We start from the raw sequence: 18,954 nt of genomic DNA on the forward strand, positions 1-18,954 counted from the left end.
GTGGCGGTCAGTCGATGACCATCACCGCGTCGACCTCGAAGTTGGCGCCCTTCGGCAGGCCGGAGACTTCGATGGTGGAACGGGCCGGGTACGGGGCCTGGAAGTAGTCCTGCATGACCGCGTTGACCTTGGCGAACTCGCCCAGGTCGGTCAGGTACAGGCCCAGGCGCACGACCTTGTCCAGCGAGCCGCCGGCGGCTTCGGCCACGGCCTTGAGGTTGTCGAAGGCGCGGCGGGCCTGTGCTTCGACGTCACCGGCGCCGACGATGTCGCCGGTGGCCGGGTCGAGCGGGATCTGGCCGGAGAAGTACACGGTGTTGCCGGCGCGCACGGCCTGCGAGTACGGGCCGATGGCGGCGGGAGCCTTTTCGGTGTTGATGATCTGGCGGGACATGGGTCGCTCCGGTGCTTGGGGGAAAACAGAGCGGTGATTGTACCGGGTGGGGGTGCATCCACGCATGGCGTGGATCTACGGCAATCCGGTCATGTGATGCGCCGTCTGTAGAGCCGAGCCCATGCTCGGCTGCCTCGGGCTGGAGCAGCCGAGCATGGGCTCGGCTCTACAGAAAGCATCCACCCATGGCGTGGCTCTACTGCCGGCGTACCGATTGCACGACCGACAGGCGGCGCAGGCGGCGCATCACTTCGGCCAGGTGGTTGCGGTCGCGTACCTGGATGTTGAACGCCAGCACGGCGGCGTTGAAGTCGCGGTCCAGGTAATCCACGCGCTCGATGTTGGAATGGCTCTGCGCGATGGCGGCGGCCAGCTGCGCCAGCACGCCGGTGCCGTTCTCCACTTCCACCACCAGCGAGGTGTCGTAGTCGCCGGAAACGGTGGTGTCCCAGCCGATCGGCACCCAGCGCTCGGGCGACTTGCGCAGTTCGGCCAGGTTCGGGCAGTCCATGCGGTGCACCACGATGCCCTTGCCGGCGGTGTGGTAGCCCATGATCTCGTCGCCGGGAATCGGCTGGCAGCAGCCGGCGAAGGTGACCACGCCGCGCTCGCTGCCGTTGATCAGGATCTTTTCCTGCGAGTGGTGGCGCGAATGCGGGCCGCCACGCAGTTCGGCGTAGGCCATCAGCGCCTGCGCGGCCTGGGTCGGCATCCAGTTGCCCAGTGCGACCTCGGCCAGCAGCGCCTCCAGGCGTGGGAAACGATGCTCGGCCAGGAACGCATCCAGGCGCCCCTTCGGCAGCCGTTCCAGCGACGAATCCATCGCTTCCAGCGCGCGGTCGAGCATGCGGTGGCCCAGCTGCACGGCGTCCTCGTGCTCCAGCTGCTTGAGCTGGTGGCGGATGGCGGTGCGCGCCTTGCTGGTGACCACGAATTCCAGCCACTGCGGTTTCGGCGTGGCCGAGCGTGCGGTGATGATCTCCACCGACTGGCCCGACACCAGCTTGGTACGCAGCGGCACCAGTTTCTTGTCCACGCGCGAGGCCACGGCCATGTTGCCGACGTCGGTATGCACGGCGTAGGCGAAATCGAGCGCGGTGGAGTTGCGCGGCAGCGCCAGGATCTTGCCCTTCGGGGTGAACAGGTAGACCTCGTCCGGGAACAGGTCGACCTTGACGTTGTCGAGGAACTCCAGCGAGGAACCGGCAGCACGCTGCGAATCGATCAGTTCGACGATCCAGGCGTGCGCACGGCTCTGCGCACTGTTGGGTGAATCGCCGCCGAACTTGTAGGTCCAGTGCGCGGCCACGCCGCGTTCGGCGATCAGGTCCATTTCCTCGGTACGGATCTGCACTTCGATCGGCGAGCCATACGGCCCGAACAGCACCGTGTGCAGCGACTGGTAACCATTGGCCTTGGGAATGGCGATGAAATCGCGGAAGCGGCCATCCAGCGGCTTGAAGGTGGCATGCACCGACCCCAGCGCGTGGTAGCAGCTGGGCACGCTGCGCACGACCAGGCGGAAGCCGAACACGTCCATCACCTGGTCGAACGATTTGTTCTCGTCGCGCATCTTGTTGTAGATGCTCCACGGCGTCTTGATGCGGCTGACCAGGCGGTGCTCGATGCCTTCCTTCGCCAGCCGCTGCGACAGCTGAACTTCCACCTGTGCCAGCGCTTCACGGCGTACCACCGGCTGGCTGCGGATGTGCTTTTCCAGGATCGCGTGGCGCCACGGATACAGCGCCTTGAAGCCCAGGTTCTGCAACTCGCTCTTGACCAGGCTCATGCCCAGGCGTTGGGCGATGGGCGCATAGATCTCCAGCGTCTCGCGGGCGATGCGGCCGCGCGCTTCGCGGCTCTGCGCGCCCAGCGTGCGCATGTTGTGCAGGCGATCGGCCAGCTTGATCATGATCACGCGCAGGTCGCGCGACATTGCCAGCAGCATCTTGCGGAAGCTCTCGGCGGCCGCTTCCTGGCGGTCGCGGAACTTCAGCTTGTCCAGCTTGGTCACGCCGTCGACCAGTTCGGCCACGGCTTCGCCGAACTCGGCAGCCAGCGCCTCACGGGTCAGCGGGGTGTCTTCGATGGTGTCGTGCAGGATCGCGGCGATCAGCGCTTCCACGTCCAGGCCGAGCTCGGCCAGCACCTGGGCCACGGCCACCGGATGGGTGATATAGGGCTCGCCCGACTTGCGCGTCTGCCCAGCGTGCGCGGCGGCTCCGACTTCCCAGGCGCGGCGCAACAGCGGCAGCTGTTCCGGCGGCAGGTAATGGGCGGCGCGTTCAAGCTGGAGGACGTAGTCGGGTACGGCGGCAGCGGGGGCTGCGGCGACCTTGGCAGTGGGGCCTGGGTTCATGCCCGAAGCCTATTCCAGCGCGACGTTTACGGCAAATCCTGAATGCGAAACAGCCCGCACGGGGCGGGCTGTTCGGCGATCCAGCAATGACGTTGATCGATGCGATCAATCGTCGTTCTTGGACATGTCTTCGTCGGCGACCACTTCGGCGGCGGCCCACTCCAGCGCTTCGCGCTCGGCGCGCTCACGCTCGGCCTTCTCGACTTCGTCGATCAGCGCGTTGTCGATCTTGCGGGCGGCGATTTCGCGCAGCGCCAGCACGGTCGGCTTGTCCTCGGTCTCGCTGTTGTCCAGCGTGGCCTGCACGCCGTTGGCGAGCTGGCGGGCACGCTTGGAAGCCATCATGACCAGTTCGAAACGGTTGTTAACGACTTCCAGGCAATCTTCTACGGTGATGCGGGCCATACGGGCTCCCGGCGACCGGTCGGCCGCTCAGTCGAATGAGGGAAAGGGGACGGAGTGTACTGGCAGGGGCTGGACAAAATCAAGCCAACCCTCACCCGATTCTTTTGGAATCAGTCAGTTGCGCCCGAATCAGGGGTCAACAGGGCCTGGATCAGGCCGGCGTGGCGGACCTTCTGGGCCTCCCGGCGCAGGCGGCTGGCGGTGAAGATGGCGCACAGCTCGTCCACGGCGGTGTCGAACACCTCGTTGACGATGACGTAGTCGAACTCGTTGAAGTGCAGCATCTCGTCACGGGCCGCGCCCAGGCGCTGGGCGATGACCGCCTCGCTGTCCTGGCCGCGCTTGCGCATGCGGTCCTGCAGGGCCTGCTTGGACGGCGGCAGGATGAACACGGTGACCGTGCCCGGCACCAGCTGGCGCACCTGCTGCGCGCCCTGCCAGTCGATCTCCAGCAGCACGTCCTGGCCGGCGGCCAGCTGCGGTTCAACTGATTGGCGGGCGGTGCCCTTCCAGTCGCCATGCACCCAGGCATGCTCGAAGAAGTCGCCGGCGGCGATCATTTCCTCGAACTTTTCCGCAGAGACGAAATGGTAGTGCTGGCCGTTCACTTCACCCGGGCGCATCGCACGCGAGGTGAAGGAGATCGACAGGGCGATCTGCGGGTCACGCGCCAGGGTGGCATTGACGATGCTGCTCTTGCCGGCACCGGACGGGGCGGCAACGATGTACAGCGTGCCGCGCGCAACGGCCTCCGACGGCTTCGACGGTGCGCTCATGCGGGGGATCCAACGGGTTGATTTCGCAAAATTTTTCCTCGATGTTCCAGATCCGGCGCGGAGGATCGCGCCAGGACGGCGGGGGCTGCGCGGAACATCCTGGAACCAGGCCCGGCAGACGCTTTCCCCGGGGTGCGGGCACGCAACTTTACCAGAGCCGCCCCGTTGCGCGCCCGCCCGGCAGGCGCCGGGCCTTGTGCCACATGGGCGTGCGGGGGCCTGTGCTATAACCGGGCCGTACCCAACGACAGCCCGGAGGCCTGCGCCTCCCCGCCATCCCAGGAGAACGGCATGCCATCGATGAGCCGCCGCCAGTTCCTGAAAGTGACCGGGACAACCCTGGTCGGCTCCAGTCTGGCACTGATGGGCTTCGCGCCCGGCATCGCGCTCGCGGAGGTCAGGCAGTACAAGCTGACCCGCGCGACCGAGACCCGCAACACCTGTACCTACTGTTCGGTGGCCTGCGGCATCCTGATGTACAGCCTCGGCGATGGCGCCAAGAACGCCGAGCCGAGCATCTTCCATATCGAAGGCGACCCGGACCATCCGGTCAACCGCGGCACGCTGTGCCCGAAGGGTGCCGGCCTGGCCGACATCATCCACAGCAAGTCGCGCCTGCTCTACCCCGAGTACCGCGCGCCGGGCTCGAACGAGTGGAAGCGGCTGAGCTGGGACGATGCACTGGACCGCATCGCACGGCTGATGAAGGAAGACCGCGATGCCAATTTCGTGCAGAAGAACGAGGCCGGGCAGACGGTCAACCGCTGGCTGACCACCGGCATGCTGGCAGCCTCGGCCACCAGCAATGAAACCGCGGTGCTGACCCACAAGGTCGTCCGCTCCCTTGGCATGTTGGCATTCGACAACCAGGCACGTGTCTGACACGGCCCGACGGTGGCAGGTCTTGCCCCGACGCTAGGCCGTGGTGCGATGACGAATCACTGGGTCGACATCAAGAATGCCGACCTGATCCTGATCATGGGTGGCAATGCCGCCGAGGCGCATCCGTGCGGGTTCAAATGGGTGACCGAGGCCAAGGCACACAACAAGGCCCGGCTGATTGTGGTCGATCCGCGTTTCAACCGCTCGGCTGCGGTGGCCGACGTGTACGCGCCGATCCGCACCGGCACCGACATCGTGTTCCTGGGCGGCCTGATCAACTACCTGTTGACCGAGGACCGCATCCAGCACGAGTACGTGCTGAACTACACCGACATGTCGTTCCTGGTGAAGGACGAGTTCGCCTTCAAGGACGGCCTGTATTCGGGCTACAACGAAGAGAAGCGCAGCTACGACCGTTCCAGTTGGGACTACGCCTACGGTGACGATGGCTTCGTGCGCAGCGACCCGACGCTGCAGGACCCGCGCTGCGTCTACACCCTGCTCAAGCAGCACTACGCGCGCTATACCGTGGAGATGGTCGAACGCATCTGCGGCACGCCGGCCGACAGCATCCGGCAGGTCTGGGAGATGATCGCGTCCACCGCCGGCAAGGACAAGGCGATGACCATCCTGTACGCGCTGGGCTGGACGCAGCACTCCATCGGTGCGCAGAACGTGCGTGCCGGCACCATGGTGCAGCTGCTGCTGGGCAACATCGGCGTGGCCGGTGGTGGCATGAACGCGCTGCGCGGGCATTCCAACATCCAGGGCCTGACCGACATCGGCCTGATGTCCGACCTGCTGCCTGGCTACCTGACGCTGCCGAAGCAGGACGAGCAGGACTACGACGCCTACATCGCCAAGCGCACGCAGAAGCCCCTGCGCGCCAACCAGATGTCGTTCTGGCAGAACTACCCGAAGTTCCACGTCAGCCTGATGAAGTCGTGGTGGGGCGATGCTGCCACCGCCGACAACAACTGGTGCTTCGACCATCTGCCCAAGCTGGACAAGCCGTACGACATGCTGCAGGCGTACGAGCTGATGAACGAAGGCAAGATCCACGGCTACATCTGCCAGGGCTTCAATCCGCTGGCCTCGGCGCCGAACAAGGGCAAGCTGATCAGTGCGTTCTCCAAGCTGAAGTTCATGGTCAGCATGGACCCGCTGGAAACCGAGACCATCGCGTTCTGGCAGAACCACGGTGCGCTGAACGACGTCGACCCGAGCGCGATCCAGACCGAAGTGTTCCGGCTTCCGACCACCTCCTTCGCCGAGGAGAACGGCGCGGTGGTGAACTCCTCGCGCTGGCTGCAGTGGCACTGGAAGGGGGCCAATCCGCCGGGCGAAGCGCGCAGCGACATCGAGATCATGTCCGAGCTGTTCCATCGCATCAAAGCGATGTACGAGAAGGACGGCGGTGCGTGGTGGGAGCCGGTGCGTGATCTGGCCTGGAAGTATTCCAACCCGGAACTGCCGACGCCGGAAGAACTGGCGATGGAATACAACGGCAAGGCGCTGGCCGACGTGTTCGATCCGAAGGACCCGACCAAACTGGTGCGCAAGGCCGGCGAGCAGCTGGCTGCGTTCGGCGACCTGCGCGACGACGGCAGCACCGCCTCTGGCTGCTGGATCTACATCGGTGCCTGGGGCCCGACCGGCAACATGATGGCGCGGCGTGACAACAGCGACCCCACCGGCATCGGCAACACGCTGGGCTGGGCCTGGGCGTGGCCAGCCAACCGCCGCGTGATGTACAACCGCGCCTCGTGCGACGTGGCCGGCCAGCCCTTCGATCCGCGGCGCACGCTGCTGGCCTGGAACGGAAAGAACTGGGGCAGCGTGGACGTGCCGGACTTCAAGGCCGACGAAGACCCGGCCGGCGGCATGGGCCCGTTCATCATGAACCCGGAAGGCATCGCGCGCTTCTTCGCCAAGGCCGGCATGGCCGAAGGCCCGTTCCCGGAGCACTACGAGCCCTTCGATACTCCGCTGCGCAGCAACCCGCTCAGCCCGGGCCAGGCGCAGACGCTCAACAACCCGGCCGCGCGCGTGTTCGCCAGCGACCGTGCCCAGATCGGTTCGCCGGACGAGTTCCCGCACGTGGCCACTACCTACCGCCTGACCGAGCATTTCCACTTCTGGACCAAGCACGGCAAGCTCAACGCCATCATCCAGCCCGAACAGTTCGTCGAAATCGGTGCTGCACTGGCCGACGAGCTGGGCATCAACAACGGCAGCCGCGTGCGCGTGAGTTCCAAGCGCGGCCATATCGAAGCCGTTGCGATGGTGACCAAGCGCATCAAGGCCCTGCAGATCGATGGAAAGACCGTGCACCAGGTGGGCATTCCGATCCACTGGGGTTTCCTCGGTGCGGCCAAACCCGGCTACATCGCCAATACGCTGACCAACGCCATCGGTGACGGCAACTCGCAGACGCCCGAATCGAAGTGCATCCTGGTCAAGGTCGAGAAGGTGTAGGAGACACGCCATGTCACTGCAATCGCTGGACATCATCCGCCGCTCGGCCACCACCACGCCCTCGCCACAGGCGCGCAGCGCGCACACCGGCCAGGTCGCCAAACTGATCGACGTGAGCAAATGCATCGGCTGCAAGGCCTGCCAGGTCGCGTGCATGGAGTGGAACGACCTGCGCGACGAAGTGGGCAGCTGCGTTGGCAGCTATGACAATCCGCCGGACCTCAGCGACCAGTCGTGGACGGTGATGAAGTTCCGCGAGTACGAGGACGAGAAGGGCAAGCTGGAGTGGCTGATCCGCAAGGAAGGCTGCATGCACTGCAGCGATCCGGGCTGCCTCAAGGCCTGCCCATCGCCCGGCGCGATCATCCAGTACGCCAACGGCATCGTCGACTTCCAGGAAGAAAACTGCATCGGCTGCGGTTACTGCGTGACCGGTTGCCCGTTCGACGTGCCGCGCATTTCCAAGAAGGACCACAAGGCCTATAAATGCACGCTGTGTTCGGACCGGGTGGCGGTGGGCCAGGAACCGGCCTGCGTGAAGACCTGCCCGACCGGCGCGATCACCTTCGGCAGCAAGCAGGCGATGACCGAACATGCGGCCGGCCGTGTGGAAGACCTGAAATCGCGCGGCTACGAGAACGCCGGCCTGTACGACCCGCAGGGCGTGGGTGGCACCCACGTGATGTACGTGCTGCAGCATGTGGACAAACCCGAGCTGTACGCCGATCTGCCCAAGGACCCACGCATCAGCCCGATGGTGGAGGTCTGGAAGGGCGTGGCCAAGCCGCTGGGCGTGCTGGCGATCGCCGCCACCGCCTTCGCCGGCTTCCTGCATTACATCGGCATCGGCCGCAACACGGTCAATGACGAGGAAGAAGAGGAAGCCGAACACGAGGCGAAGCAGATCGAAGAGGAGCAGCGGCCATGAAGTACGCCCCGCATCCGCGCCAGATCATCCGCTACCGTGCGCCGACCCGCATCAATCACTGGATCGTGGCGATCTGCTTCGTGCTGACCGCGCTGTCCGGGTTGGCGTTGTTCCACCCTGCTCTGTTCCCTTTGACCCAGCTGTTCGGTGGTGGACCGTGGACGCGCATCCTGCACCCGTTCGTTGGCCTGGCCATGGTGGTGGGCTTTGCCTTGCTGGCCTTCCGCATGTGGCGCGATAACCTGCCGACCGCCGACGACCGCGCGTGGATGCGCGGCATGCGCGATGTACTGCGCAACGAGGATGAGAAGCTGCCGCCGGTGGGCCGTTTCAATGCCGGCCAGAAGCTGTTGTTCTGGGCCATCATCGGAAGCCTGTCGGCGCTGCTGCTGACCGGCTTCGTGATCTGGCGGCAGTACTTCAGCCACTTCTTCCCGATCGGGGTGATCCGCTTCTCGGTACTTGCCCATGCGCTGTTCGGCTGGGTGCTGATCTGCGCGATCGTGGTGCACATCTATGCGGCGATCTGGATCAAGGGGTCGGTGCGGGCGATGACCCAGGGCAAGGTGACCTACGGGTGGGCGTACAAGCATCACCGGCAGTGGTTCCGGGACATCCTGCGCGGGCGCCGGGAAGAGGGGTAGCGGCAGGGCCTGCGGCCCTGCACCCGCAGAGGCAACGTCAACGTCAAAAGCTGGCTGCCTTGGAGAGGCGGGGTGGGTCCGGTTGCGGGGGACGCCGTAAACCCGTCCTTGGGGGCTTGGCCGCGGCATCCATGCCGCGGACACCCCCGCAACCGGACCCACCCCGCCTTCGACAGTTTCCCGCTGCTGTCGGAATGGCATGAGCTGCTCTTGGTGGGTGTCGACCTTGGTCGACACGATGAACATGGCAACGACCGAAACCGGTTTTTGTAGAGTCGAGCCATGCTCGACTGCTTTGCTCGACTGCGTTGTTTGAACACGCTGGACGCCAGAGCCGACAACGGCGAGGATGGAGGCTGGTTCTTCTGGCTGGCCCTGCATGGCGCAACGCATCCTTGAACCCGGTGAGATCGAGACACTGGCCTCGCGCGATGTTCCGCGCATCATCCTGCCCGATGTCGCGTCCCTGTTCGCCGAGCGCGCGACGCGCCTGCGCAGCCTGGCCGCGCACAGTGCCATCGGCGGCTACCTGCAGCTGCTGGCGGCGTTGGCAGATGCACAGCAGGCACTGCTGGACGAACTGACACCACAGCAACGCGAAGCGCTGCAATCGCAGGCACGTGCGCAGCAGTCGAGTGCGGCGGCCGGTGCCGGCATGCCGTTGCGGCCGGCCAACACGCTTCACCTGGATGGACGCTGGCGCGGCTGGCTGCGCACGCTGTGCCAGCACTGTGCCGACGAGGCCGGGCTGCCGGCGGAAACCCGCCAGGAGTTGCAGCGCGTCGCTGCGGCCGACGATGCCTGGCTGGAGGCGCAGGCCCATGCCGTGCTGGAGCGTGATGATGCGCCATCGGTGGACGCGGTCGCGGCGCTGCTGGTAATGAACGCACTGCAGGTCTACTGGGCGGTGCTGGCGGACAGCTTCCGCTCCACCGACCTGAAACCGCTGGCCGATGCACCCGGCCTGTGCCCGTTGTGCGGCTCGCTACCGGTGGTCAGCGTGGTGCAGGCACGCCCACCCTATGCGTCCTACCGTTACCTGTCGTGCTCGCTGTGCGCGTGCCAGTGGCACTACGTGCGCGTGCAGTGCAGCCAGTGTGGCACCGCCGGCAAGGACATCGCCTACCGCGCCCTGGCCGATGTGGATGGCGACAGCGGCGAGGCCGTGCGCGAGAGCGCGGTCCGTGCCGAGACCTGCGACCACTGCCACAGCTACCGCAAGATCCTGTACCTGGAAAAGGATCCCTCACTGGAACCGGTCGCCGATGACCTCGGCACGTTGGCGCTGGACCTGCTGCTGGGCGAAGAAGGTTATGCGCGCGCCAGCCAGAATCCGCTGCTGTGGCAATCCGACGGCGAGTGAGGCGATGACAGCCACGCCCTCCACCCCGGCATCGGTTTCCGCCCTGCCCTCGCTGGACCGGTTGCTGCGCCTGCCTGCCCTGGCAGCACTGATCGAGGGCCACGGCCGTAGCCGCATCACCCAGCTGCTGCGTTCGCACCTGCAGGTGCTGCGCGACCGTATCAGCGCCGGCCAGCTTTCGGCCGCGCAGCTGCAGGAAGCGGTTGGCGGTCCGGCGCTGGTCGCGGCGATCGAGTCCGCACTGGCGGCCGATGCCCGGCTGGATCTGCAGCCGATGTTCAATCTGACCGGCACCGTACTGCACACCAATCTCGGGCGCGCATTGCTGCCCGATGCCGCGGTGCACGCAGTCAGCCGCGCGATGACCGCGCCGGTCGATCTGGAATTCGACATCTCCCGTGGCCGTCGCGGCGACCGCGATACGCGGGTGCAGGCATTGATCTGCGAACTGACCGGCGCTGAAGCCGCCACCGTGGTCAACAACAATGCGGCGGCGGTCCTGCTGCTGCTCAACAGCCTGGCCAACCGCCGCGACGTGGTGGTGTCGCGCGGCGAACTGGTGGAGATCGGTGGCGCCTTCCGCATTCCCGACGTGATGCGCAGCGCCGGTGCCCGGCTGCTGGAAGTGGGCACCACCAACCGTACCCATCCGGCTGACTTCGCCAACGCCATCGGCGCGCGCACCGCACTGCTGATGGAGGTGCACGCCAGCAACTACGCGATCACCGGCTTCACCGCCAAGGTCGACACCGCGGCGATGGCGGCAATCGCGCACGAACATGGCCTGCCGCTGGTGGTGGACCTGGGCAGTGGCAGCCTGTGCGATCTGGCCACGTTCGGCCTACCGCACGAGCCCACTGTGCAGGAAACGCTGGCAGCCGGCGCCGATCTGGTTTCGTTCAGTGGCGACAAGCTGCTGGGTGGGCCTCAGGCCGGCATCATCGCCGGCCGCGCCGACCTGATCGCGCGGATCAACCGCAACCCGCTCAAGCGCGCGCTGCGCATGGACAAGATGGGCCTGGCTGCGCTGGAAGCGGTGCTGGCCCTGTACCGCGAACCGGAGATGCTGGCACAGCGCCTGCCGACCCTGCGCACGCTGTCGCGCACGCAGGACGACATCGATGCGCAGGCCCAGCGCCTGCTGCAGCCGATGCGTGCCTCGCTGGCGACGGACTACACCCTCGATCCTGCTTCGATGCACAGCCAGATCGGCAGCGGCGCGCAGCCACAGGCGCAGCTTGCCAGCGCCGGACTGCGCATTGCCAGCGCACACCGTGGCGGACTGGATCGCCTGGCCAAGCGCTTGCGTCAGCTACCGCGCCCGGTGCTGGGCCGAATTGCCGATGACGCGTTGTGGCTGGACCTGCGCTGCCTGGAACCCGGGGACGAAGCGGCCTTCCTCGCCCAATGGAGCGCGCTGCAGGCATGATCGTCGGCACCGCCGGGCATATCGACCATGGCAAAACAAGCCTGGTACGCGCACTGACCGGCATCGAAACCGATCGCCTGCAGGAAGAGCGTACGCGCGGCATATCGATCGAACTGGGCTACGCCTATGTCCCGGTGGAAAGCAGGGACGTCGAAGGCTCGGCCGCGACGCTGGGCTTCGTCGACGTTCCGGGCCATGAGCGCTTCGTGCACACGATGGTGGCCGGCGCCACGGGTATCGATGTCGCCCTGCTGGTGATCGCTGCCGACGACGGCGTGATGCCACAGACCCGCGAGCATCTGGCCATCCTGCAACTGCTGGGCGTGAACCGGGGTGCGGTGGCGCTGACCAAAATCGACCGTGTGGATGTAGCGCGCATCGCCCGGGTCGAGATCGAGATCGCTGCGCTGCTGGCCGGAACGCCGCTACAGGATTCCCCTGTATTCGCCTGCAACAGCACCTCAGCCGATGATGCCGGCATCAGTGCACTGCGTACCCAGCTGCACGCGTGGGCGGCGGACGACGCCAGCGCGCGCCAGGCCGCACTGCGCAGCGAACTGTTCCGCATGCCGGTGGACCGCGTGTTCTCGCTGGCCGGCCACGGCACGCTGGTGACCGGCGCGGTACATGGCGGCATCGCCTTGGTGGGTGAGCATCTGCAGCTGATGCCGGCCGCCACTGAAGTGCGCATACGCAGCATCCACGCGCAGAACCAGGCCAGCGACCACGCGATGGCCGGGCAGCGCTGCGCGTTGAACCTGGCAGCCATCGCTCGTGACGACATCCGCCGTGGCGACTGGATCGCCGACCCGCGCGCACTGCTGCCCACCACCCGCGTTGATGTGCGCCTGCGGCTGTCCGCGTTGGCCGCGCCATTGCGCGACTGGGCGCCGCTGCATATCCACTGGGGCACGATGCACCGGCAGGCCCATGTGGTGCTGCTGGAGGACGACGATCACGGCAATGGGCAGTTGGTGCAACTGGTGTTCGATGCGCCGGTCTGTGCGATGTGTGGCGATCGCTTCATTGCCCGCGACTCGGCGGCAACCCGTACGCTGGGCGGCGGTGTCGTACTCGATCCGGATCCGCCACAGCGGCGGCGGCGCAGCCCTGCACGCCTGGCGTGGCTGGTGGCGCTGGAACAGCTGGCCACCAGCGCAGATGTTGGCCCGCTGCTTCAGCAGGCGGCCACCGGAATTCCATTGGCCGCACTGCAGCGCTACTGCCGGCGCGCCGCCGACCGGATCGATCTTCCTGCAGGCGCACAGCGCATCGCCACCCGCGACGACACGGTGGTCATCCTCGCTGCGCACTGGCAGGTGCTACGCGAACAGGTAATCGCCTCACTGCGTGGCTGGCATGAACGACGCCCTGACGAACCCGGTGTCGACAGCGGGCGCCTGCAACGCAGCACCCTGCCTGCACTGGCAACGAGCCTGTGGAACGCGCTTCTCCAGGACCTGCTGGACGACGGCAGCGTGCAGCGCGTGGGCGCCTGGTGGCGCCTGCCCGGCCATGACCATGCGCCACCGGAACGCGAGCGTCTGCTGCTGGAACGCGTGCTGCCGCAACTGCACGCCGGTGGCTTCGATCCGCCGTGGGTGCGCACCCTGGCCGCCGACATCGGCCTGGCCGAAGACGAGGTCCGCGCCATCCTGCGCCGTGCCACCACACGTGGCGAACTGTTCCAGGTGGTACCGGACCTGTTCTATGCACCGGCCCGCATTGCCGAGCTGGCCGCGATCGTCGCGCAGCTGTCGCAGGCCAGCGGCGCGGTGGATGCGGCCGCTTTCCGCGATGCCATCGGCCTGGGCCGCAAGCGCAGCATCCAGATCTTGGAGTTCTTCAATCGCGTTGGCTACACTCGACGCGTCGGTGACCAGCATCGGCCGCGTGGCGACCTGCAGTGGAACGCAGCCCGCGACTGAGCCCACCGCTACCGCCGTACTTTCGGAAGGCATGCGCATCCGGGCATGCGGCTGGGCTTCAAACCCAGTAGGGGGCGTCGATCGTTCCCTGGTAGGTTCGACTCCTGCTGCCTTCCGCCATTCGTGTTTCCGCAGGAGATGTCGGCATGGCCACGCACGCGCAGTCCCCCGCCCCATCCACGGCCGATGCCCCGCAACGACTGACGTCTCTCGCGCATGGCGGCGGCTGCGGCTGCAAGATCGCGCCGGGCGTGCTGACGGAACTGCTGCGCGGCGTTCCAGCACTTCCCGCACCGGCCGAACTGCTGGTCGGCCGCGAGACCAGCGACGACGCCGCGGTGTACCGCCTTGATGACCGCCAGGCGATTGTTGCCACCACTGATTTCTTCATGCCGATCGTCGACGATCCATTCGACTTCGGCCGCATCGCCGCCACCAACGCGCTGTCGGACCTGTATGCGATGGGCGCGCGCCCGCTGTTCGCACTAGCCATCGTCGGCATGCCGATCAACAGCCTGCCGCAGGACACCATCCGCGGCATCCTGCAGGGCGGCGAACGTGCCTGCGCCGATGCCGGCATCGTGGTGGCCGGTGGCCACAGCATCGATTCGGTGGAACCCATCTACGGCCTGGCCGCGATCGGCGTGCTCGATCCGCAGCGGCTCAAGCGCAATGCCGATGCCCGCGCCGGCGATGTGCTGGTGCTGGGCAAGCCGCTGGGCGTGGGCGTGTATTCGTCAGCATTGAAAAAAGAAGTGCTGGATGCCGACGGCTATCGGCAGATGATCGCGTCGACCACCCGACTTAACACCGTGGGCGTGCCGCTGGCCGCGCTGGACGGCGTGCATGCCATGACCGACGTCACCGGCTTCGGCCTGCTCGGCCACCTGCTGGAAGTGTGCCGTGCCAGTGGCGTTGCCGCCGAGGTGGACAGTGCACAGGTGCCGCTGCTGCCACAGGCGCTGGAGCTGCTGCAGCGTGGCTGCGTGACCGGCGCCTCCCACCGCAACTGGACTTCCTATGGCACCGAGGTGCGCTTCGCCGAGGGGTTGCCAGCACATTGGCAGCCGCTGCTGACCGACCCGCAGACCAGCGGTGGCCTGCTGGTGTCTTGCGCCCCGGAAGCGGTGGATGCGGTGCTGGCCTGTTTCCACGACGCAGGGTTCGTCCAGGCGGCCGTGGTGGGGCGCTTGGGCGAAGGAGCGCCGGGCGTCAGCGTGCGCTGATGCGCGGAAACGACAAGGGCGCCCGAAGGCGCCCTTGTCGTTTCGCCGGGTGCAGCATCACTCGATGTTCTGCACCTGTTCGCGGATCTGGTCGATCAGCACCTTCAGCTCCACCGCGGCATTGGACGTGCGGCTGTCCACCGACTTCGAGCCCAGCGTGTTGGCTTCGCGGTTGAACTCCTGCAGCAGGAAGTCCAGGCGGCGGCCGACCGGCTCACGCTGCTTGAGCACGCGGCGGATCTCGACGATGTGGCTGCCAAGACGGTCCAGCTCTTCATCCACGTCCAGCTTCTGCAGCCACAGCACCAGTTCCTGCTCGGTGCGGCCGGGATCGACCGGGTGCGGCAGGTCGGCCAGGCGTGCGGCCAGCTTGGCACGCTGGCCGTCGCGAATGGCCGGAATCAGCGTGCGGACTTCGGTGGCGATGCGTTCGATGCCGTCCACGCGCTCGCTGATGGCGGCCGACAACTTGCCGCCTTCGCGCTCACGGGCCTCGACGAAGCCGTCCAGCACCTGGTCCAGCAGGGCCAGTGCCTCGACCTGCAGCGCGGCGGCATCGGTGGCCTCGCCACGGGTCACGCCCGGCAGCTGCAGCAGGTCGGTGAAGCTGACCTGCAGGTTGGGGAAATCGGAGGTCAGGCGGTGGGCCAGGCGGCCCAGCTGGCCCAGCAGGGCCTCGTCCACCTGCAGGTTGGCCGCCGCTTCCGGCGCGCGCAGGCGCATCACCAGATCCAGCTTGCCACGGCTCAGGCGTGCGGCGATGCGCTCGCGCAGCTGCGGTTCGAGCGCCCGCAGTTCCTCGGGCAGGCGGGTGCCGACCTCCAGGAAGCGGTGGTTGACCGAGCGCAGCTCGCAGCCCAGCGTGCCCCACGGGGTGACCCGCTCGCCGCCGGCATAGGCGGTCATGCTTCGAATCATGGATTGTGTCCGGTGCGTGCAAAGGGGGAATGGTACCCTAGCGCCCTCATCAGAGCCCCCTTGCCCGCCCCGTGAAGGCCGCGGGCGTGGCGGCGTACTCCCTCGCCATTACGGAACCCGCACCATGTCCGATTCCCGCCCCAGCGGCCGCCAGCCCGACCAGCTCCGCCCGGTCGTCATCCAACGCGGCTTCACCCGCCACGCCGAAGGTTCGGTGCTGGTGTGCTTCGGTGAAACCCGCGTGCTGTGCACCGCCAGCGTCGAGAACCGCGTGCCGGGCTTCCTGCGCGGCAAGGGCGAAGGCTGGGTCACCGCCGAGTACGGCATGCTGCCGCGCGCCACCCACACCCGTAGTGACCGTGAAGCGGCCCGTGGCAAGCAGGGCGGCCGCACACTGGAGATCCAGCGCCTGATCGGCCGCAGCCTGCGCGCGTGCGTGGACCGCAACGCGCTGGGCGAACGCACCATCACCCTCGACTGCGACGTGCTGCAGGCCGACGGTGGCACCCGCACCGCCGCCATCACCGGCGCCTACGTGGCCCTGGTCGATGCAGTGAACGTGCTGATGAAGCGCGGCGACATCAAGCGCAACCCGATCCTGGGCGCAGTGGCCGCCGTGTCGGTGGGCGTCTACCGCGGCACCCCGGTGCTGGACCTGGACTACGCCGAAGACAGCGACTGCGACACCGACATGAACGTGGTGATGAACGACGGTGGCGGCTTCATCGAGCTGCAGGGCACCGCCGAAGGCCATGCCTTCCGTCGCGACGAGCTGGACGCGCTGCTGGGCCTGGCCGAAAAGGGCGTGCGCGAGCTGCTGGCCGCGCAGCAGGCAGCGCTGTCGGCATGAACCGGCGCCTTGCCCTGACCACCCTGGTGGTGGCCGATTACGACGAAGCCATCGCCTGGTACACCGGCAAGCTCGGCTTCGCACTGTTGGAGGACATCGACCAGGGCCACAAGCGCTGGGTGGTGGTCGGCCCGACCGATGGCAGTGCCGCCGCGCTGCTGCTGGCCCGTGCCAGCGACGAGGAACAGCGCAGCCGCATCGGCAACCAGACCGGTGGCCGGGTAGCCTTCTTCCTCAACACCGATGACTTCCACCGCGACCACGCGGCGATGCTGGCCGCCGGCGTCGAGTTCCTGGAAGCGCCGCGCGAAGAACCCTATGCAACGGTTGCGGTGTTCCGCGATCTGTATGGCAACACCTGGGACCTGCTGGAGCCCCGTCAATGAAGAAACTGGTACTGGCCAGCCACAACGCCGGCAAGCTGGTGGAGATGCAGGAGATCCTCGCCGACCTGCCGCTGCAGATCACCTCGGCCGCCGAGCTGGGCCTGGGTGACGTGGAAGAGACCGGCCTGACCTTCGTCGAGAACGCGCTGCTGAAGGCGCGCGCCGCCTGCGAAGCAACCGGCCTGCCGGCGCTGGCCGATGATTCGGGCCTGATCGTCGATGCCCTCGGCGGTGCGCCGGGCCTGTACAGCGCGCGCTATGCCGGTCACCCGACCAACGCCGCGGCCAACAACGCCAAGCTGCTGGACGCGATGGCCGATGTTCCCGACGGCCAGCGCAGCGCCCGCTTCTATGCGGTGATCGTGCTGCTGCGCCACGCCACCGACCCGCAGCCGCTGATCTGCGAAGGCCGCTGGGAAGGACAGATCATCCGCGAACTGCGTGGCACCAATGGTTTCGGCTACAACCCGGTATTCCTGGACACCACCCACGGCCTGACCGCCGCGGAAATGGAGCCGGCACTGAAGAACGCCATCAGCCACCGCGCCATTGCCCTGCAGCAGCTCAAGCAACAGCTGGCGACGCTGTACTGACGCCACCCGATCAAACCAGGGAAGCCGGCCAGCGGCCGGCACTACCGAAGAAGCCCATGCCGCACGCCCACGACCACTGCAACCACCTGCCCGGCGAAGCCTGCTCCGCTGACCACGACAGCCCGCCGCGGCTGGTGCCGCCACCGCTGTCGCTGTACGTGCACCTGCCGTGGTGCGTGCGCAAGTGCCCGTACTGCGATTTCAATTCGCACCAGGCCAAGGGCGAACTGCCGTTCGATGCCTACATCGACGCACTGCTGCGTGACCTGGACCAGGACCTGCCGCTGGTCTGGGGCCGGGTGGTGCACAGCGTGTTCTTCGGCGGGGGTACGCCCAGCCTGTTTCCGCCGGAAGCGATCGACCGCTTCCTGCAGCAGGCCAGTGCGCGCCTGCGCTTCGCACCGAACGCCGAAATCACCCTGGAAACCAACCCGGGCACCGCCGAGCATGGCCGCTTCGACCGCTACCGCGCGGCCGGCGTGAACCGCCTCAGCTTCGGCATCCAGAGTTTCGACGACGCGATGCTCAAGCGCCTGGGCCGCATCCACGACAGTGGCGAAGCCGAGCGCGCGGTGAAGATGGCGCAGGACGCGGGCTACGACAACTTCAACATCGACCTGATGTACGCGCTGCCGGAACAGACCCTGGCCGGCGCCGAGGCTGATCTGGAACGCGCGTTCGCGCTGCAGCCGGCGCACATCTCGCACTACCAGCTGACCCTGGAACCGAACACGGTGTTCTTCGCGCGGCCGCCGCAGGGCATTCCCGATGAGGACAACGCCTGGGACATGCAGGAACACTGCCAGGCACTGCTGGCGCAGGCCGGTTTCGGCCAGTACGAGGTCAGCGCCTATGCGCGCCCCGGCCGGCAGAGCGCACACAACCTGAACTACTGGCGCTTCGGCGATTATCTGGGCATCGGTGCCGGCGCGCACGGCAAGATCAGTTCAGGCGCCGAAGAACACGTGCTGCGCCGCTGGAAGCTGAAGCATCCGCAGGCCTACCTGGACAGCGCGGGTACCCCGGCCTCGTTCGGTGGCGACGACGTGATCGCAGCCGAGAGGCTGCCGTTCGAGTACATGCTGAATCTGCTGCGCCTGCACGAAGGTTTCGGCCTGCGCGATTTCGAGTCGCGCACCGGGCTGCCGCGCGGCGTGCTGGACGCACCGCTGGCCGAGGCCGTGCAGCGCGGCTGGCTGGACGTGACGGATGGCCATGTGCAGCCGACCGAGCTGGGCCGCCGCTTCACCAACGATGTGGTGAGCCTGTTCCTGGAAGATTGATCTCGCGTGACAGAGGGCCATGCCTGGCGAACGGAAGGCACATCCACCCTAAAGTAGCGCCGACAGCGGCCGACACGGTAGATTCACCAGATCGATCCGCGGGAATCCGGGT

Annotated in this window: 16 protein-coding genes and 1 tRNA gene; 12 read left to right on the top strand and 5 right to left on the bottom strand. The window is 66.9% G+C overall.

Going from position 1 to position 18,954, the window contains the following annotated elements:
• Positions 1 to 7: 7 nt before the first annotated feature.
• The 4 genes from AC5QAH_RS13235 to gmk all read right to left on the bottom strand — a co-directional run bounded on the left by AC5QAH_RS13235 (position 8) and on the right by gmk (position 3,934).
• Entirely contained in the window at positions 8 to 394 is a 387-nt protein-coding gene (locus AC5QAH_RS13235; RefSeq protein WP_005410875.1) for a RidA family protein, read from the bottom strand.
• A gap of 196 nt (positions 395 to 590) precedes the next feature.
• Positions 591 to 2,753 (bottom strand): RelA/SpoT family protein, encoded by a 2,163-nt coding sequence (locus AC5QAH_RS13240; protein WP_010484045.1) that lies wholly within the window; start codon positions 2,751 to 2,753, stop codon positions 591 to 593.
• Positions 2,754 to 2,858: 105 nt separating this feature from the next.
• Positions 2,859 to 3,158: a DNA-directed RNA polymerase subunit omega gene (rpoZ, locus tag AC5QAH_RS13245; protein WP_005410877.1), complete on the bottom strand. Its 300-nt coding sequence runs from the start codon at positions 3,156 to 3,158 to the stop codon at positions 2,859 to 2,861.
• A 110-nt stretch (positions 3,159 to 3,268) separates the two neighbouring features.
• Positions 3,269 to 3,934 carry a guanylate kinase gene (gene gmk, locus AC5QAH_RS13250; RefSeq protein ID WP_010484044.1) on the bottom strand — a complete coding sequence of 222 codons (666 nt, stop codon included), beginning with the start codon at positions 3,932 to 3,934 and terminating at the stop codon, positions 3,269 to 3,271.
• 291 nt (positions 3,935 to 4,225) lie between these two features.
• Here gmk and fdnG point away from each other — a divergent pair, with 291 nt between their 5' ends.
• The 8 genes from fdnG to selD all read left to right on the top strand — a co-directional run bounded on the left by fdnG (position 4,226) and on the right by selD (position 14,812).
• On the top strand, positions 4,226 to 7,294 hold the full coding sequence (gene fdnG, locus AC5QAH_RS13255) for a formate dehydrogenase-N subunit alpha (protein WP_152906408.1): 3,069 nt from the start codon (positions 4,226 to 4,228) through the stop codon (positions 7,292 to 7,294).
• Positions 7,295 to 7,304: 10 nt separating this feature from the next.
• Positions 7,305 to 8,222, top strand: a complete 918-nt coding sequence (gene fdxH, locus AC5QAH_RS13260; RefSeq protein WP_010484042.1) for a formate dehydrogenase subunit beta — start codon at positions 7,305 to 7,307, stop codon at positions 8,220 to 8,222.
• Positions 8,219 to 8,866 carry a formate dehydrogenase subunit gamma gene (locus AC5QAH_RS13265; protein WP_099559969.1) on the top strand — a complete coding sequence of 216 codons (648 nt, stop codon included), beginning with the start codon at positions 8,219 to 8,221 and terminating at the stop codon, positions 8,864 to 8,866. Before fdxH ends, AC5QAH_RS13265 begins: the two co-directional genes overlap by 4 nt.
• Positions 8,867 to 9,245: 379 nt before the next feature.
• Complete coding sequence (gene fdhE / locus AC5QAH_RS13270; protein WP_049481643.1) at positions 9,246 to 10,229, top strand: formate dehydrogenase accessory protein FdhE; 984 nt, start codon at positions 9,246 to 9,248, stop codon at positions 10,227 to 10,229.
• Between the two features lie 4 nt (positions 10,230 to 10,233).
• Positions 10,234 to 11,658, top strand: a complete 1,425-nt coding sequence (gene selA, locus AC5QAH_RS13275; RefSeq protein WP_224328516.1) for an L-seryl-tRNA(Sec) selenium transferase — start codon at positions 10,234 to 10,236, stop codon at positions 11,656 to 11,658.
• Complete coding sequence (selB, locus tag AC5QAH_RS13280; RefSeq protein WP_126561042.1) at positions 11,655 to 13,586, top strand: selenocysteine-specific translation elongation factor; 1,932 nt, start codon at positions 11,655 to 11,657, stop codon at positions 13,584 to 13,586. The genes selA and selB overlap by 4 nt, the downstream gene beginning before the upstream one ends.
• 24 nt (positions 13,587 to 13,610) lie before the next feature.
• Positions 13,611 to 13,706, top strand: a tRNA-Sec gene (locus tag AC5QAH_RS13285).
• Positions 13,707 to 13,732: 26 nt separating this feature from the next.
• Entirely contained in the window at positions 13,733 to 14,812 is a 1,080-nt protein-coding gene (gene selD, locus AC5QAH_RS13290) for a selenide, water dikinase SelD (protein ID WP_171955059.1), read from the top strand.
• Between the two features lie 57 nt (positions 14,813 to 14,869).
• Here selD and AC5QAH_RS13295 read toward each other — a convergent pair whose 3' ends face one another.
• Positions 14,870 to 15,730 carry a YicC/YloC family endoribonuclease gene (locus AC5QAH_RS13295; RefSeq protein ID WP_010484036.1) on the bottom strand — a complete coding sequence of 287 codons (861 nt, stop codon included), beginning with the start codon at positions 15,728 to 15,730 and terminating at the stop codon, positions 14,870 to 14,872.
• A 124-nt stretch (positions 15,731 to 15,854) separates the two neighbouring features.
• On the opposite strand from AC5QAH_RS13295, the gene rph reads away from it, so the two are divergent.
• From rph to hemW, 4 genes are read left to right on the top strand one after another with little or no spacing between them, the layout of a single operon-like run.
• Positions 15,855 to 16,580 (top strand): ribonuclease PH, encoded by a 726-nt coding sequence (rph, locus tag AC5QAH_RS13300; protein ID WP_008267511.1) that lies wholly within the window; start codon positions 15,855 to 15,857, stop codon positions 16,578 to 16,580.
• Complete coding sequence (locus AC5QAH_RS13305; RefSeq protein ID WP_049464260.1) at positions 16,577 to 16,966, top strand: VOC family protein; 390 nt, start codon at positions 16,577 to 16,579, stop codon at positions 16,964 to 16,966. Before rph ends, AC5QAH_RS13305 begins: the two co-directional genes overlap by 4 nt.
• The gene (gene rdgB / locus AC5QAH_RS13310) at positions 16,963 to 17,559 is read left to right on the top strand and encodes an RdgB/HAM1 family non-canonical purine NTP pyrophosphatase (RefSeq protein WP_010484033.1); all 597 of its coding nucleotides are present in this window, start codon (positions 16,963 to 16,965) and stop codon (positions 17,557 to 17,559) included. The genes AC5QAH_RS13305 and rdgB overlap by 4 nt, the downstream gene beginning before the upstream one ends.
• Positions 17,560 to 17,615: 56 nt before the next feature.
• Positions 17,616 to 18,842 (top strand): radical SAM family heme chaperone HemW, encoded by a 1,227-nt coding sequence (gene hemW, locus AC5QAH_RS13315; RefSeq protein ID WP_224328520.1) that lies wholly within the window; start codon positions 17,616 to 17,618, stop codon positions 18,840 to 18,842.
• Positions 18,843 to 18,954 lie beyond the last annotated feature (112 nt).

It is taken from the genome of Stenotrophomonas sp. YJH_SMC_43, from assembly GCF_059372535.1.